This is a genomic window from Shewanella sp. 2_MG-2023 (assembly GCF_030548905.1).
Lineage (GTDB): Bacteria > Pseudomonadota > Gammaproteobacteria > Enterobacterales > Shewanellaceae > Shewanella > Shewanella electrodiphila.
Window position 1 is genome coordinate 36,977 of record NZ_JAUOSO010000013.1, and the last position, 16,966, is coordinate 53,942.

The window sequence follows — 16,966 nt, forward strand, 5'->3', positions numbered from 1 at the left end:
CAACTAATGCTAACCATTAGAATGTATAATCTAGGGTTAAGTACACTTGCTGACTGTTATCAATTGAAACGCCATTTTTATCGTAATCTTGCTCTAAATAGCGATAACCCAAGTCAGATGAAAAATGTTCATTCCACTGATAAGTCACACCAGCTTGCCCACCCCAAGTAAAATCAGCAGAGGCTTTACCCGCCACTTTATTGTCATTACCACCCGCAGTTACACCCATAAATAACTGGGTATTATTAGCCACTGGTATCATGTAGTCATAAGACACTAACCAAGAGTATTGTTCATGCTTGTAATCTTGTTCGCCAATTGAAAACTTATCATCCATGTAGCTAAAAGTGCCCGTCACACGGTGATGTTCATTAATTAATACACCCGCTCGAACCTGGATAGGCAAACCATCAGTATCTTTGTTTACATCACCTTTAATAGTATCAGTTTGATAACCTGTTCCTGCGCCAATAAAATATTCAATATCGGCTGCTTGAGCATTCGTTAACATCATAGAAGAGCACAGTGTAGCCATTAATATCGTTTTCATTTTCATCAAATTCACCTCATCAAACACAGTAATAAAATAGGTTCTAGATATCGTTTTCAATCCAGATTCCATCACTTTACGTGGCACTAAAACAATTGAGAAGATGACAAAAAGGAGAATCTTAGTCCCTTTTTAAGAGACAATCACAGAATGTTACTCATGTTGCCATATTGATACCAACAGGTGGTAAAACAATTAAATTTAAGATAAAACCTATTAAATATAGATAAATAATGAAAAATAAACATGCAACAGTTCAATTATTGATTCATTAAGTAGCCAATACTCTGATGCTTGATTGTCTCATTTTCTGAACAAGTCAAACTACTGATATACCGCTACCTAAATAATAAATATCTGAATAGAATCGCCTCAACAATTATGAGGTATTCCATGAAAATTAATAAATTCGCTAAATTGACTCAAATCGCACTTGTTGTTGCACTTGCAAGCGGCTGCAGTAATGAAGCAAAGATTGAAACTAAGCCAATACAACCTGTTTCAGTTATCACTTTAGGTGAAAGCAATATTAGCCACGACTTACGATTCTCTGGCGTGCTAGAAGCACAAGAAAAAGCACGCCTCGCTTTTCGCGTGACTGGTACTCTCATCGAAATTAATGTAGCGCAGGGTGAGCGTGTCAATAAAGGACAAGTTATCGCAAGACTTGATCCACATGACTATCAAGTCAGAGTAGCTGAATTAGAAGGCCGCTTAACTGAAGCCAACGCCAGTTATGACCAAGCTAAAAATGAATTTGACCGAACCCAAATTGCCATTAATGGTAATGCTATGTCAGATATTAGCTTAGATCGCGCTAAAACAGGCATGACTCGCGCTAAAGCTGCCGTAACGGTTGTCGAGCAAAATCTAGAGCAAGCAAAAGATGCATTAGCTTATACCGAATTAGTCGCGCCATTCAGCGGTATTATCGGCCAGCGTTCATTTGATAATTTTGAACAGGTTTCTCCGGGCATCTCGTTTGTGACATTGCATCAACCAGAAAAGCTTCAGGCGATTGTCGATATCCCTGAAACCATGCTTCAAGCATTTTCACAAGGTCAGGCAGCACTTGTTTTCACCGATAGTGCAGGCAATCTAGATAAGCAAGCAGCTATTAAAGGGACAGTGACTGAAATTGCCACTATTCCAGATCGCATTAAACGTACTTTTTCCGCAACAATTGCCCTTGATGAAAAGCAAGCAAACTTATACCCGGGCAAAGTCGTGAATGTTCGTATTGCCGATCAAACCATCGATCCAAATAGCATATGTTTACCTGCAGGAGCCTTAGTCAGCAGTCAAAACACTCCTCAAATAACCAAGATTGTTGATAACATCGCAAAGCGCGTTGATGTAGAAGTGATTAAGCAAGGTCGTAACGATATTTGTGTCACTGGTGACATCGCTAAAAATGATGTGGTTGTTGTCGCTGGTGGCGCATTTATTTATGACGGTAAGGCTGTTGAGAAAACCCTTCCAATGGGAGGCGTATTATGAACTTTGCCGAATTTGCCATAAAACAGCGCGTTTTTGTGTGCTTTTTTACGGTACTTTGCGTTATCGCAGGGATTTATTCTTACTTTGACTTAGGTAAATTAGAAGATCCTTCTTTTACCATTAAGACAGCTGTAGTCGTCACCATGTATCCAGGCGCATCTGCTGCTGAAGTCGAGAATTTAGTCACCGATAAAATTGAAACCAAGCTACAAGAAATGAGCTCGTTAAAAACATTACGTTCATTATCTCGTCCGGGTGTTTCGATGATTTTTGTCGATCTTAAAGACATTGTGGCTTCTGAAACATTACCACAAGAGTGGGATTTGCTCAGACGTAAAGTCGACGACGTTAAATTAATGCTGCCTTTAGAAGCACAGATTAACATCGTTCAAGATGAATTCTCTGAAGTCTATGGAATGCTATTTGCTATCAATAGTGAAGATGCTTCAGTACAACAACTTAAAGATTATTCAAAAGAGTTGCAGCGCCGCCTAAAAGAAGTTGATGGTATTAAAAAGATTGAATTACATGGTGTACGAGACCGTGTCGTCAACGTTGATATCAGTGATGAACGCATTGCTGAATCAGGCTTATCTGCTGCTCAAGTCTACAACCAATTGTCAAGCCAAAACTTACCCATTGATGCGGGTAGTTTTGACATGGGTATTGAACAAATACGCGTTGCGCAAACTGGCAGTTTCACTGATATTGAAGACTTAAAAAACCTCACTATTAAGTCAGGCGTAGGCTCACTATCAAGTGGACTCATACGCTTAGGTGATGTGGCAGATATTTATTACGATTATAAAACGCCTTCACTAACAGAAAGTCGTTTTAATGGTATTCCTGCTATTACCTTAGCAGTAAGCCCAGTTAACGGTATTAACGTGGTGTCTTTAGGCGATACCCTTAAAGAAGTCATCGCTCAGTACCAATCAGAATTACCACTCGGTGTGGACATTAGCACCATTGCCTTTCAACCTGATGAAGTCCATAAATCCATTACAGGTTTTATCAGCAACTTACTAGAAAGTATTGCCATCGTTGTCATTATCCTGATGATTTTCATGGGCTGGCGCAGCGCATCGATTGTCGGTGCAAGCTTATTAATGACGATTCTATTTACTCTCATTTACATGAACCTGGTTGGCGTAGACTTACAACGGGTATCAGTCGGTTCATTCATTCTTGCTTTAGGTATGCTTGTGGATAACGCCATTGTTATCACCGACATGTTTAGCAGTAAATTGAAAGCAGGCAGAGAACGCTTTATCGCCGCTAAAGAATGTATTAATGAAACGTCAATGCCACTATTAGCCGCGACTGTGATTGCAATCATGGGGGCGACTCCGGTTGTATTCTCGACCACTGATGCTGCAGAGTTTGCGTTGTCAGTAGTGCAAATTCTTGCCAGTTCATTATTGCTGTCATGGGTTGTTGCCATGACGATTACACCATTGATGTGCTGGGCATTCATTAAAGCACCTGTTGAAACTGAAGAGAAAAAAGAAACGACAGCAGCTAAAAAGTTTAAAGCAGCTATCACCTGGACCGTTGCCAACCCTAAGTACACTATTGCGATTATCATTCCAGCGTTAATCATCACGTTAGTGGCTACGCCAATGGTTAAAGTGAACTTTATTCCGACATCGGATCGCGCCATGGTCTTTGTGGATTATTGGCTACCAAACGGCAGTCGTATTCAAGATGTTTCTGAAGACATGAAACAAATTGAGCAATGGTTATTAGCTCGCCCTGAAGTCGATAGTATTTCGACTTCTATCGGTGCCAGTGCACCGCGATTTTCTGTCACTGTTGAGCCAGAACCGCTTGATGGCAGTTACGGTCAAATCCTGATCAATACCCATTCATTTGAAGATATTGAAACCTTAGTAGAAGAAGGTGACATTTGGTTATCAGAAACCTTTCCGCAAGCTCAGCCACGTTTTCGTGACTTAAAGCTGGCGACCTCTGATAAGTTTAGTATCGAAGCGCGTTTTTCAGGTAAAGATCCTTTAGTGCTTAAGCAGTTATCTGATCAAGCACAAATTATTCTCGACCAGCATCCACATACCCGTTATGTCCGTGATGATTGGCGTCAAGAAAGTAAGGTCATTCACCCAATCATTAACCAAGAGCAAGCCCGCCTTGCAGGAATCAACCGCACTGATATCGCGTTAGCAATCAAGCGTGCCAGTGACGGACTTCCTATTGGTCAGATACGAGAATATGACACGTTAGTGCCTATTATGCTGAAGTCATCAAATGCGAGCTTAGATGATTTAGGCGACGTTCCAGTGAGATCGCTTCTAGGTCTTCATAGTGTGCCTCTATCTCATGTTGTAGATGGTTTTGAAGTTCGCGGTGAGCAAAGCATGCTTTGGCGTCGAGATCGTGTACCGACGATTACCGTTCAAGCGGGTGTATTTGGTGACACTATCGGTAATGTTCGCAATGAAGTAGCAACACAAATTGAAGCTATTGCACTGCCAGCCGGTTACAACATGGAATGGGGTGGAGAGTATGCTGATGAGCGTGAAGCGATTGATGACATTATGCTTCAAACACCTAAAGCCTTCTTAATTATGGTGATTATCCTAGTACTGTTGTTTAACGCGTTCAAACAACCAGCCATTATTTTGATCACCTTACCACTGGCCTTTATCGGCGTATGTTGGAGCTTAATCCTATTTGATAAGCCATTTGGTTTCATGGCGTTAGTGGGTGCAATTGCCCTATCAGGCATGATCATTAAAAACGGTATTGTACTGCTCGATCAAATCGAACTTGAGCGCAAAAATGGTGCCGCGCTAGATGATGCCATCATTAACTCGACACTCAACAGAACCATGGCGATTTCGATGGGTGCGCTGACTACTGCTTTAGGTATGGTGCCATTATTGAAAGATTTATTATTCGACCAAATGGCTGCAACCATTATTGGTGGTCTAGCCGTGGCCACAGTATTATCGCTCTTTATTATGCCAGCCTTATATAAATTGCTTTTCAAGCGCCAAGCACAACAGGAGTTAACTCATGAAAATGCGTAATATCTCATTAGTCATCGCCTTATTACTGGGCGGTTGTAGCATGACACCCGATTACAATGCGCCTGAATCTGTGGGATTAGATCAAGTGTATTTACATGCAGAAAATGCTAATAAAGCCGTCATTGAAAATGATTTGTGGTGGCAGAGCTTTAACGACCCACAACTTGATAGCTTGATTGCAGAAGTTCAGCAGCAAAACATTAGCATTCAAATTGCGGCGCAGCGGATTCAATCGGCGCAATCTTACGAAACTATGGTGTCGTCACTTAAGATCCCAACCGTCAGTCTTGGCGCAGGTGCATTTGATTATCGTTTATCTGAAAACGACTCATTGGCAGGCCCTGCCATTGGCGCTGAAATGATCGGCAAAGATCATAATGGCCTGATGGCTGGCGCTAATGTCAGCTGGGAAGTTGACTTGTTTGGTCGCCTTGATGCACTGAGTGATGCAGCAAGTATTCGCGTCCAACAAGCAGAAATACTCTCTCAAGGTGTAAACACCTTGATTACGGCTGATGTGGTACACAATTACTTGCAGTATCGTGGTGCTCAAGCGCGTTTAGCCATTGCTAAACGTAATATAAATGAGCAACAACAAACCTTAGAAATGGTGCAAACTTTGGTGAATAGTGGATTTGGTTCAGAGCTAGATTTAGCCAGTGCTCGTGCAGCACTCGCTAGCGTAACAGCAAGCCAAACATTATTTGAAACAGCTGAAAAGGTGCATTTATATCGAATGGCCACATTATTGGGTCAGCATCCTCGTGACATAATCAGTCGTTTTGAAGCGGCGCCACTACCTACAGTAACAGGTCAAATTCCAACAGGGATGCCATCTGACATCCTTAAACGTCGCACAGATATAGCCTTAGCTGAACGAGAAATGGCGGCGATTAATGCAGAACTTGGTGCCAGTATTGCCAATCAGTACCCACAGTTTTACCTCACAGCAAGTCCAGGGGTGGTAGCAGAAAGCGCCGATGACTTATTCAGTTCTGACTCTGTAGGCTGGGCTGCGGTTTTTGGCGCAAAGTGGACCATATTTGATGGCGGCCGTAGCAGCGCAATGGTGGATATGCAGCAGTCGCGCTTCAAACAAGCCAGTCTTCGATATGAACATGCAGTGAATGCCGCGTTCAATGAGGTCGAGACCACGCTAATGAGTTACGGCAACAGCTTGCGTTTTTATCAGCAACTCAACATCGCAGCCGCTCAAACGGAAACGGCTGTTGAAAAAGCCAATAACTTATATAAAGCTGGCTTAATTGATTACATCCAAGTGCTTGATGCACAAAGACAAGATAACACGATGCAAGATGCTGTGGTGGTTGCACAGCTCAATATTGCCAGCAATGTCATTATGGTGAATAAAGCACTCGGCGGCGATTGGAACGTGGTAAACCAAGAGTCAGTGACGTCAGATAAGGACAAAGACAAAGATAAGGATAAGGAGTCTAGCCAAGTTAACCCAAGCGCTGATTAATTTTAGTCTGGGCAAGAAAAAATCCCCTAATGCATCATATTAATGTGATGCTCAGGGGATTTTAACGCGCTCAAACTGTCTTTTGGGGTCATGCGCGCAACGATTCATTTCATTCTTAACTCATCACTGTTAGTTAATCGACTTAGCTAATCAACTTAGCTAATCAACTTAGCTAATCGACTTAGTTAATCAACTTAGTTAATCAACTTAGTCGATCATGCTTTAATCAATAGTAAGAGACTGTTCCTCAGCTTCCATATCATATGACCACATCTGATAAACAGGATCTGAACCATCATAAAACCACACCACAGCGACTAAGTTTTGTTGATGGTTTGCCACCAATAGTGCTTCAGATAAACTGCCTTCATCTAATGCACCACGTAATAAACACGATTCAAAGTTCACCGTAACCTCAGCACCATTTTGCTCAAATTGGTCACACAATGAGAAGTAACCTCGCTGGGTTGAATCAAGCGCTACATCAATCGCTAGCGTGAATGCCGCTTGTAAGTCAAAGTCTGCATCCACAACTAAGTCATCAATCGAAGTTGCTGGAGGCGTTGGCTCCGTTGGCGGTGTTTCAGGATCTGGGTCAACTGGCGTCTCCGGTGTTGTCGGGGTGGTAGGCGTCGTTGGTGTAGTCGGCGTCGTTGGTGTAGTCGTAGTCGTAGTCGTTGGTGTTGACGCTACTGGTTCTGGAGAACTATCGTCTCCCCCACCACCGCCACAAGCGGTTAATTGTGTCAGTAACATTGCCATTGCTATGCTAGTGCTGTTAATACCGAAACCTTGATTTTTCAGGTTTTTAGCTTGTTGAGTTAATGTTTTCATCGTATTCACCTTAAATTCCGTTAACTGCTTAATTGAGTTAAATTGATTTGCTGCAATAGCGTCATTAGTCTTTGAAAATTAACGAGTCAGTTGCATTTAAATACCAATATGGCTTGGTTTCACCTGACTCATCTGCTGCAAACTCAATAAACTCAATATAAGCACTATCAACACGTTGGTTTTCTGCAGGATGCTGCCATGTATCTGGTACTTCTATTGCCCAGCTCATGCCATTTTCATCTTGGAAATAATGCCCTTGCGAAGCGGCAGAAGCATCGTCGTGCATGCCTAAAAAGCGCGTATCGAATAAGTCTGTTGGAGCTTTGTTTTTTAGATGAATTTCTAATTTACGACCCGGGTTTTGACCATCAGTAATATTTTTAGCCGCTAAACTATGGTCAGTTCCTGGGGTTGCAAAAATAAATGGGTCATAGGGAAACTCTGGCATATCATCAACATGAACAGAGTCAACAAAGGGTACGGTCATCTGCCAAGTTGCGCGGTACTGGGTGCCGCAACCTGGTTCGGTTCTGAAGTATAAACAGTCATTACCGGGTGTGGCGTGTTGCCATAAATCTTCACTGAATAACAACACTGCGTTAGTTTGGCCTGCTTCTAACGGCGAGGTGGTTTGTTTAACCCCTTGCATACTCCAGTCAATCGCAGACTCTTGCACATTACCGCGGCCAATATCAGGTAACTGCACCGCAAAACCATTGTGGTAGGCTGCACCCATTGCCACTAGCTGTGCATCAAACGCCACTCGGCGAACCATATCATTTTTACTAAACTGGCTAATACGTAGCTGCATGACCACATCGTTCATATCAAAATCGCCTTGATATGGGTATAAATCCTCATAAGCTAACGTGGTGTATTCAGAAGACGATGGGTAGTAGCTGATAGTGATACCGGTTTCGGTAACAGTAATTGGATAATCCTCTACCTCACCATCGCTCACACCACCTGTTGGCAGAATGTCCGCCACCGAACTGAGACGGAAGCGAGCCCATGTATCACCTGTTGTAGCCCAGTTTGGAACATCTATTGATAACGTAGTGGTACCCGCATTGACTGAACGCGCTGCAATAACTTTTTCATCAGTATCGAATTCGCCATTTTGGTTCCAATCAATCCAGCCATTTAAAAAGGCAGCATCGCCTTGGGTGGTGACAATCAACATGGCACTTTCACCAATCTCAAAACCTGTAGGCATGCTGATACCGTCATCATCATCAATGCCATCACTTTCATCATCAGAAAGTGGCGCTGGGTACCCATCGGATTCGTTGTCCACTAAGCTACCTAACGACATGCCGGCAACAATACCGTGGCGAGCACCATTTGAGTCAATCAAGGTGCCGTAGCTGTCAGGTGCGTCACCAAAGTCGACACTGTCACCCACTGGGACTTCAGCAAGTGCACAACGAGCACCATCATTAGAGGTTGATGACGGACCATAAGAGAAGAGTTCAGCAGCGGGGTTGTCACTATCAACGTTGACTTTATACACGTTACCGTCGCCGTTGTTACTTAAATAAAGGTTACCGTCAGGGTCAAAAAATTGTGCGCCAAAAGTAAAGCTACCACTGCTTTTAGTAATAACCGTTGCAATGGTTTCAGCTGCACCTGTGCTAGGGTCAATTTTGATTAATTTACCTGTACTCCCGTTAGTCACGGCATACAAAAAACCGTTGCTTGGATGAAAGGCAAAATCTGTTACGTTGTAGGTGGCATTGGCTTTACTACCTGGGACAATGTTCATTGGGTGATCGTTACCATCAAGCGGAACAGTAAATAAGCCTTTATTTTTACGGTAGCCGTACCACACGTTTTCGTTAATGGCGACGTCACCAACATAGAAATCTCCAGCTGCAGCAGCTGAACTGTCTTTTACGATAGTTAGTGGTTCAACTTGATAATCCTCACCCACTTTACCCACAGTGCCATGTTCATAATCCCAGCCATATAGATAATTATCTAGATAACTGAAACCCACACCATTAAGTGACTTAGTAAGCCCCATATCAGGTGACAACACGGTGTAACTACCTGTGCCTAATTCAACCCCGAAGGTTTTTGGCACACCCGATGGTGTTTGTACAATAAAGGCTTCAGTTGGACACGCTTCAAAAGCTTCGGCAGCATAGGTATTGGCACTAAACAATGCCATGCTAGTACCAATAGCAATGCTACTGAAGCTTAAAATTTTGATCATCTTAGCGTTCAAAGCATTGGCGTTTACGGTTTGTTGTGTCGGTATTTTCATATTGCATCTCGCTATTCATTATCAGGATGTAACTTGATAATGCACAGTGAGTGCCAACTTTTATTACCTAATAAATACAACAGCTTAGTTAGTTGTTGAAATTATTTATTGTTTTATAAATGCATTCTGCAACGCATTCTGAATGTGAGAGTTTGTAATTTTTAAGGTTGAGAATGGTTTGAATTAGTTCGACATGTATTGTTCCAAACTTTGTTTGGATTAAGGTCGAGGTGTTCCTATATTTCCAAACTCCGTTTGGATTAACATCGTGGGTTTTCCACCCACACCCGACCAAAAGGGTATCAACAGCAATACCCTCTTGGAACACCCCGCCGCCCCTACGAAATTTTCTGAAAAGCGAAATATTTCAATGGGGGCTTTCATATCGTTTAAATTTATCTGTACCCGCTTCGGCAAGCTGCAAAAATCACTAGCGCTTACGAAGGGCGTCCCTTCCCCTCGAAAGCTAGCCAGACATCCCTGTCTGGACTCACGCGATTTTCTTACTTACCTCAATTCAAATTGAACATCAAAGAAGATCAAAAGCATCAAGAAGCAAATAAAATTAACTTCAAAAAAATTTGGAACTACAAGCGAAGTTGCAGGCTTGATATTCCCCATTGAAATTGCTGAAATGCGTTGAAGAAAATAGCTTAAGCCTGACAGGATGTCAGGCTAGCTTTAGTTGGCCATGGATGGCCTTTCTAAAGCGTTAGCTATTTTCGAATAAGCATGAGGCTTGCTCGCTTTTAAGAGCAATTTCGTAGGGGCGGCAAGGGATGTCGAGAAGGGAAATGCTGTTGTTTCCCTTTCGTCGGGTGTGGGCGAAGCGCCACGACTTTTATAGATGCAAAACACTACGAGTAAATGAAATTAATAAGAATATTAACGATAAATATGCAAATTAAACTTTATAATATAAATAACATTGCCATCACAATATGATTAAAATATATGATGATAGAGCCATCAACTTAAGCCACCAGCTATATACTGCAAACCGTTCAATAAGTTATTAGGCAACTAAGCGTGGTATCAAGTTATGAAAGTCGCCGTTGAGGCGATCTTATCTATCTTTGGAAGGTCATTACTCTTTTATCCAACCTTGCTGAATAGCATGTAGCTTCGCTTTGCTAGTTAATTTAAAACCTTCAATAGCCTCCCGAAACTCGATATGGACATAATCTGTTTTGATAAAGTCTTTTTCTAATAACTCACCGATATAAACTTCAGCAAATATCTTAGAACAGCCCAACTTTCTATGAAGATCATCAAAAGTGAAGAAGCCGCCACCTTGGTTGTAGCTGTCTATCCAACTCTTTAAGAGCTCAGTTTTCTTATCGATTACACTTTCTGCTGGCTTCTCTATCACAGACTCAAAAGGGTTATTCCCTACTGGCGGCTCTTTAAATAATGGAGCTTCATGAATTTCACGAAGTAAATTATCAAACTGTAATTCGAACTCATCCTCACGAGAAAAATTTATGTGAAGGCGGCTCTTTAGAAAAGTAGGTACACTATGAGTACCATGTTGACGAATTAAAGGAATAACTTTGTTGCTGTCAACTTGGCTCATATAGTCAGCAGTCATAATCATCTTTTCATAGCCAACGCCACCAAGTCCATCGTTGGCTTTTGTCACATAAGTGTCAGTGCAAACCATTATGATACGGTTTGACTCTGAAACACTCTTCTCCATGAAACTACCCAAATCATCACCAAGCCCCAAGCGGAATTGATCTAAAATAGCGTCAACGCCAGAGTTTCTAAGGCGCTGAGCTAACTCGAGAACCCACTTTTTATGAGCTTGGTCATCATGAGAATAAGAGATGAATACTTTAGGTACAGTCATGTTCAAGAGTTACTCCTTATCATATATGTCGTATCATATATTGTATTAATGCTATGAAATTTCAAGTACAAGTAATTGTAAAATATGAAACTATAGTCATTTCTAAATTATTCGCCTAATACAATAAATCGGGTCGGTGTAAACGTTAAAAAATTAAAAAACTTCCCCTAATTCAACCCTTACTTATCTCCCAACAATTGCTTAAACAAGCTTTTCCATGCTTGTTGTAATTCAAGCCATTGTTGCTGTTTCCAGTGATTGATATAGCCAATATTTGAGTCTGTGTTTGATGAAATCCCGTGAGATAGAAATTGGTTAATGGCATCTGCAATCGAATCAACTGAAATAGGTCCTGCAATAGCTGTGATCGCAGATTGATGGCCATCATCAATAAGGTGATGTTCTGCATGCTGGTTAATTTGATCGCCTAAGCCATCCACTTGGCTTGAAATAATCGGTTTATTCATTGCTAGTGATTCAATGAATATCAGCCCAAATGGCTCCCATCTTGACGGGATAATGACGGCATCACATGCTTGTAAAAAACTGGGCACATCATCTATTTTACCGACAATTTCAACATTAGTTACCTTTGCTGCTAACGCATTAAGCTCATCGAGTTGCTCACCTTCTCCAGCTAACAATAATCGACACGGTGACTTCACCTGCTGCATGGCTTTAATTAATAAATCAAAGCCTTTTTGAGGGTGAAATCGGCCATAAGCGGCTAACACCGGAGCCTCATTAGCGTTTAGCTTATCTTGGCTTTTGTTAGGGCTTTTACTGGCGATATCACTAGCGGTAAAACGAGTTAAGTCCCGTCCCTGCCCTAGTAAAGCGATTTTTTGCTGAGAAATAAGCTTATGTTCTAGCATCCATTGTTGCTGTGAAGGGGCGATGGCGATGACTTTATCCATCAGCCAATAATTCAACTTCAGCATTAAATAAAAACGCTTGGGAGATCTAATTTGTTCACTGACAAAAGCGGCGCTGTAATGATGCTCTTGCAGCACAAATGTGGCATTAGGATGACGCCATTTAAACTGAATAATGTTGAGCAGGTTTCGCCAGTTTGATGCCCCATGAAGGCAGATAATGTCGGCATCGCTATTGATATTCACAGGCGTTGAAAAATCGATATATTGAATATCGAATGCAAAGTCATCTTGCAACGTGGAGCCACACAGGCTTTGCAGCGCAAAATTAACGCCGCCCATGTTGGGGTCATCGACACAATGCAAAATCTTAGGTTTCATCAAATTCCATCATTGATAAGTTAAAACAGAACAAGGCAAGCAGCCAGTTAATTAAACATAACGTTATCTCATTGATTTCGCAAAGGCTTCATTTGATAGTAAAGGTTAATCGTAATACCCGCTTTAACGATCAAAAAAAGAGGCTAGCGTAGTGCTAACCTCTTTTAGTTTTTTTTATCTAGGTTAACTTAATACTCAGCGTTTTGAGTTAACCAAAGCAGCTGAAAGCTACTTCTTCTTTTCGTCTTCAAGACCCATGCTATTTAACCAGTAGTCGAAGTTAATCATACTGCCGGGTAAGACCACACGATTGTCTTTGTCGCTTAAGCCACCCAGTTGTTTAAAGTACTGCTCACCGAGTTGCAGGCGCAGCGCACTTTGACCACCGGGTTTTGAAATCACTACAGCCAACTTTTCAATCGACTCTGCTGTTGCTTTAGCCAGAGTTAAAATCTCTTCAGCTTTACCTTCAGCTTCGTTGACAATACGCTGCATTTCACCTTCTGAGCGGTTAATGGTTTCAGTCATGATACCTTCAGAACGGTTGATTTTACTTTGCTTATCACCTTCACTTCTTGCCAGTAATGCACGGCGCTCACGCTCGGCGTTCACTTGCATTTCCATGGCATTTTTAACGGTTTCTGGTGGAGTAATATTCTTGATTTCATAGCGATGAACTCGAATGCCCCACATAGCGCCCGCTTCATCGAGTACTTCAACCACTTTAGCCGAAATGACGTCACGTTCTTCAAAGGTGCGGTCTAAATCAAGCGTACCAATCACTGAACGTGTGGTGGTTTGTGCTAGCTGAATCGCCGCGTAACGGTAATCAGTAATACCATAGCTCGCTTTAACTGGATCAGTGACTGAAATATAAATCACTCCATCCACTTCAACATTCACTTCATCACTTGAGAAACATTCTTGTGGTGGCACATCAATGGTTTCTTCTTTCAAGTCATGTATATAAGCCACTTTATCGATAAACGGCACCAGTGCGTGAAAGCCTGCATCTAAGGTGCTGTGATACTTACCTAAACGCTCAACAATATAGGCCGATTTAGTCGGTACTAAGCGAATAGATTGAAACAGCTTTAACACGAAAATGAGAAATATCGCGCCCCAAATAATCATCACAACAAAATCGGTATCAATTCCATTTAACATATTAACGTGCTCCTTTTGTTGCTGCCGGTGCTTTAGCTACCGCGTGAGTCACTTGCTCCATGCCCTCAAAGAAGCCTTCAAGCTTGGCCATTTCAGCCGGGACAATCGACACTTGAGATTCAGATAAGATATTACCGACTTGGCTGATGAACTGCTCTTTAAGCATCATATTCATTGCATCATTACCGCCTTCATTATCAAGGGCGGTACAAATCATATTCATGCCTTCAGATTTAGCTTGAGCAATAATCGTTATCTGCTGACCCGAGCCTACTGCTTCATTAATTCGTTTCTGTTTTTGCCCTTCGGACAAGTTAATTGCCTCTTGGCGTTCACCTTGCGAAATATTAATCATTGCGTCTTTTTCAGCATTGGCTAAGGTAATCTCAGCACGTTTACGACGCTCGGCTTCCATTTGCTTTTCAAGCGTATGGATAACGTGAATTGAAGGGGTAATGTTTTTGATCTCGTAACGCAGTACTTTTATCCCCCAAGGATCGGATGCCTTGTCAATCTCACGAACGATAGATTCGTTTAAGCTGTCACGCTCTGAAAAGGTTTGCGACAAGGTCAATTTACCAATCTCTGAACGCATGGTGGTTTGTGCAAGGTTAACGGCAGCGCGGCGGTAATTCTCAATACCATAACTGGCTAACTTACCGTCCATGACTTTTAAATACACTAAGCCATCAACTTCTAGCTGGGTGTTATCTTTTGAAATACAGCTTTGTGGCGGGACATCTAATACTTCTTCACGGGTATCGTGACGGTAAGCAACGCGATCCACAAATGGCACTAAGAAATGAAATCCAGGTTTTAGTACGGTTCTAAATTTTCCTAAACGTTCGATCACATTGACCTCACGCATAGGCACTATCAACATCAGTTTATAAAGAATAAACATGATAAATAAAAATGCGATGGTTAGTTCAAACATACTTCCCCTTCCTTTTGTAAATATGGTTTTTACTTAAATTCGATGAGTGTTAAAGCGCAATAACACTTTAATTCGGTGTTTCGGGTTCTGATTCAACGTAAGGCTCAACAATCAATCCGATATTCTCACGACATATAATACGCACTTTGCTGCCTGATTTGATCTCGGTGCCATCACCTAAAGCAGGCCATTCAGTGCCAGAGAACGTCACGCGTCCTTCATGTTCACCGGGGCCAATATCCGCTTTTACCGTGACAACTTGATTATATAAATCCATTTCTTCATCGGTATTATCCACATGAGCATCACCACCAATCATTTTTTGAGTGATATGGCGAAAACTCAGTAACAACACGATTGACGTAATAAACCATAAGGTAAAGCTTTGTGTTGCGCCGTCAACAATCCCTGCAAACAATGCAGCAGCGACGATAACACATGCAGCGCCGAGTAAGATTACGATGCCGCCCGGAACGATAATTTCCGCGACCATTAAGATAAGACCAACAATTAACCAAATGCTGGTTGGATTTGAAAACTCCATATACCCCCCTGTAAAAACGTTATCATAAAATCCTTTAAGCTATAAAACCCTGTTCGGCATCCTCTTTAGTTGGGATAGCGTGAATTGTATAGACTTGATAACTGTTGGAATGCCTAAGGCATAGTAGTAAAAATATTAATGAAAATAGTAGTAACAATGACGACAGATAATCGTTATCGATAATGCCTGCTAAATGCGACATATTATGTCAACAATACAGTAAAACGATGAAATTGCAATCACATTCCCTCGTTGAAGGGTTAGGTTTACATTAAAATCACTTCATCATTCGTATAAAAAAGGCAACAAAAAAGGTGCCGAAGCACCTTTAATTACAATAAGTTAACTAGGGCCTGTTGAACTTTGCCGGTTAAGTTTTGTTCGAAATAAAAGCGTTTTAATTGAGGCGGATGGATTGATGCCTAGTCATCTAAGCAAGATTCATCCAACAAAGAGTAAAACGCTTTTAGTCGAACCCTTTGGGCAGCGTTTGTTGGCGATTTTTACTGCGTTATCGACTTTTTATGTAGAATAACTACACCACAAAGTCTCTGCCTTGTATAAATGGCCAACAATTCGCTGCAAAAACAACCTTGAAAGATCAACAGGCCCTAATTAGACTTAACAATATTAAGCCAATAACTTACGAGCAGCATCAACCACGATGGTAATTGCGCTGACTTCGGTTTTCTTCATCATCGCTTCATCAGGGATCTCTTGCTGAGTACGGTTTACGATAACACCCGCTACACACGCTGCGCGCCAGCCTTGAGAAGCACACATAGTGAATAAGGTTGCTGATTCCATTTCATAGTTAAGCACGCCCATTGACTGCCACTCTTTCATAGAACCTACAAAGCGACTTGTCACGCGACCAGAAACGGTATCATAACGTTCTTGACCTGGGTAGAAAGTATCTGAAGAAGCGGTAATACCAATATGAGGCTCTAAACCATAATCGCGACATGCTGCAACCATAGCAGTCGTACAATTAAAATCAGCTGCTGCTGGGAATTCAAGCGGCGCAAAGTGCAAGCTTGCACCGTCTAAACGCACTGATGCTTGAGTCACAATCACATCACCCACATTGACTTCAGGTTGAATCGCACCCGTTGTGCCCACTCGCAAGAAAGTCGTCACACCTAATTGTGCTAACTCTTCTACTGCAATTGAAGTCGATGGACCACCAATACCCGTTGAGCAAACCACAACAGCTTTGCCATCAATGTAAGCAAGATACGTTGTATATTCACGGTGACTTGCTAAGAAAGTCGCGTTGTCCATTAATTCAGCAATTCGCTTAACTCTTTCTGGATCGCCAGGCACAATTGCCAAAGTTGCGCCATCAAGCATTTGCTTGGTTAAACCTAAGTGAAATACGTCGGCCATGTTGAAAACCCCTTTCATTATTGAATATAAAATCCTAATTGTGTCGACTTTAACCCACTATCCACTCAGTTAAGGTTAACTCGATCACATAAATCTTGATATTTATAAAACGATTGCCGTGGCAAATTTACAAGC

General features: G+C 41.8%; 12 protein-coding genes. 3 read left to right on the forward strand and 9 right to left on the reverse strand.

The features are described from left to right. Positions 1-16: 16 nt before the first annotated feature. Positions 17-556 carry a porin family protein gene (locus Q4600_RS13775; RefSeq protein WP_303517023.1) on the reverse strand — a complete coding sequence of 180 codons (540 nt, stop codon included), beginning with the start codon at positions 554-556 and terminating at the stop codon, positions 17-19. A gap of 387 nt (positions 557-943) precedes the next feature. Between Q4600_RS13775 and Q4600_RS13780 the strand changes: the two genes are divergently transcribed. The 3 genes from Q4600_RS13780 to Q4600_RS13790 are packed head-to-tail and all read left to right on the forward strand — an operon-like array spanning position 944 to position 6,583. Further along, entirely contained in the window at positions 944-2,050 is a 1,107-nt protein-coding gene (locus Q4600_RS13780) for an efflux RND transporter periplasmic adaptor subunit (protein WP_157936181.1), read from the forward strand. Continuing rightward, positions 2,047-5,100, forward strand: coding sequence for an efflux RND transporter permease subunit (locus Q4600_RS13785; protein WP_303517024.1), 3,054 nt, complete (start codon positions 2,047-2,049; stop codon positions 5,098-5,100). The genes Q4600_RS13780 and Q4600_RS13785 overlap by 4 nt, the downstream gene beginning before the upstream one ends. Continuing rightward, positions 5,087-6,583, forward strand: a complete 1,497-nt coding sequence (locus Q4600_RS13790; protein WP_303517025.1) for an efflux transporter outer membrane subunit — start codon at positions 5,087-5,089, stop codon at positions 6,581-6,583. Before Q4600_RS13785 ends, Q4600_RS13790 begins: the two co-directional genes overlap by 14 nt. 222 nt (positions 6,584-6,805) lie before the next feature. Here the strand turns inward: Q4600_RS13790 and Q4600_RS13795 are convergent, their stop codons facing one another. From Q4600_RS13795 to udp, 8 genes are all read right to left on the reverse strand, one after another. After that, the gene (locus Q4600_RS13795; RefSeq protein ID WP_303517026.1) at positions 6,806-7,417 is read right to left on the reverse strand and encodes a hypothetical protein; all 612 of its coding nucleotides are present in this window, start codon (positions 7,415-7,417) and stop codon (positions 6,806-6,808) included. Positions 7,418-7,481: 64 nt separating this feature from the next. Further along, the gene (locus Q4600_RS13800; RefSeq protein WP_303517027.1) at positions 7,482-9,686 is read right to left on the reverse strand and encodes an LruC domain-containing protein; all 2,205 of its coding nucleotides are present in this window, start codon (positions 9,684-9,686) and stop codon (positions 7,482-7,484) included. Positions 9,687-10,773: 1,087 nt separating this feature from the next. Continuing rightward, positions 10,774-11,538, reverse strand: a complete 765-nt coding sequence (locus Q4600_RS13805; RefSeq protein ID WP_303517028.1) for a toll/interleukin-1 receptor domain-containing protein — start codon at positions 11,536-11,538, stop codon at positions 10,774-10,776. Between the two features lie 179 nt (positions 11,539-11,717). Further along, on the reverse strand, positions 11,718-12,794 hold the full coding sequence (locus Q4600_RS13810) for a glycosyltransferase family 4 protein (protein WP_303517029.1): 1,077 nt from the start codon (positions 12,792-12,794) through the stop codon (positions 11,718-11,720). 228 nt (positions 12,795-13,022) lie between these two features. Continuing rightward, positions 13,023-13,961 (reverse strand): SPFH domain-containing protein, encoded by a 939-nt coding sequence (locus tag Q4600_RS13815; protein ID WP_102526431.1) that lies wholly within the window; start codon positions 13,959-13,961, stop codon positions 13,023-13,025. 1 nt (position 13,962) lies between these two features. Continuing rightward, the gene (locus Q4600_RS13820) at positions 13,963-14,898 is read right to left on the reverse strand and encodes a slipin family protein (RefSeq protein ID WP_248956976.1); all 936 of its coding nucleotides are present in this window, start codon (positions 14,896-14,898) and stop codon (positions 13,963-13,965) included. A gap of 67 nt (positions 14,899-14,965) precedes the next feature. After that, positions 14,966-15,442: an NfeD family protein gene (locus tag Q4600_RS13825; RefSeq protein ID WP_102526429.1), complete on the reverse strand. Its 477-nt coding sequence runs from the start codon at positions 15,440-15,442 to the stop codon at positions 14,966-14,968. 630 nt (positions 15,443-16,072) lie between these two features. Next, complete coding sequence (udp, locus tag Q4600_RS13835; RefSeq protein ID WP_248956977.1) at positions 16,073-16,831, reverse strand: uridine phosphorylase; 759 nt, start codon at positions 16,829-16,831, stop codon at positions 16,073-16,075. Between the last annotated feature and the right edge of the window lie 135 nt (positions 16,832-16,966).

Excerpts from the sequence above, each read along its gene's own strand:
- Q4600_RS13825 (WP_102526429.1), bottom strand. The coding sequence starts at position 15,442 with ATGGAGTTTTCAAATCCAACCAGCATTTGGTTAATTGTTGGTCTTATC.
- udp (WP_248956977.1), bottom strand. The coding sequence starts at position 16,831 with ATGGCCGACGTATTTCACTTAGGTTTAACCAAGCAAATGCTTGATGGC.
- Q4600_RS13805 (WP_303517028.1), bottom strand. The coding sequence starts at position 11,538 with ATGACTGTACCTAAAGTATTCATCTCTTATTCTCATGATGACCAAGCT.
- Q4600_RS13775 (WP_303517023.1), bottom strand. The coding sequence starts at position 556 with ATGAAAATGAAAACGATATTAATGGCTACACTGTGCTCTTCTATGATG.
- Q4600_RS13820 (WP_248956976.1), bottom strand. The coding sequence starts at position 14,898 with ATGTTTGAACTAACCATCGCATTTTTATTTATCATGTTTATTCTTTAT.
- Q4600_RS13810 (WP_303517029.1), bottom strand. The coding sequence starts at position 12,794 with ATGAAACCTAAGATTTTGCATTGTGTCGATGACCCCAACATGGGCGGC.
- Q4600_RS13800 (WP_303517027.1), bottom strand. The coding sequence starts at position 9,686 with ATGAAAATACCGACACAACAAACCGTAAACGCCAATGCTTTGAACGCT.
- Q4600_RS13785 (WP_303517024.1), top strand. The coding sequence starts at position 2,047 with ATGAACTTTGCCGAATTTGCCATAAAACAGCGCGTTTTTGTGTGCTTT.
- Q4600_RS13795 (WP_303517026.1), bottom strand. The coding sequence starts at position 7,417 with ATGAAAACATTAACTCAACAAGCTAAAAACCTGAAAAATCAAGGTTTC.
- Q4600_RS13780 (WP_157936181.1), top strand. The coding sequence starts at position 944 with ATGAAAATTAATAAATTCGCTAAATTGACTCAAATCGCACTTGTTGTT.
- Q4600_RS13815 (WP_102526431.1), bottom strand. The coding sequence starts at position 13,961 with ATGTTAAATGGAATTGATACCGATTTTGTTGTGATGATTATTTGGGGC.
- Q4600_RS13790 (WP_303517025.1), top strand. The coding sequence starts at position 5,087 with ATGAAAATGCGTAATATCTCATTAGTCATCGCCTTATTACTGGGCGGT.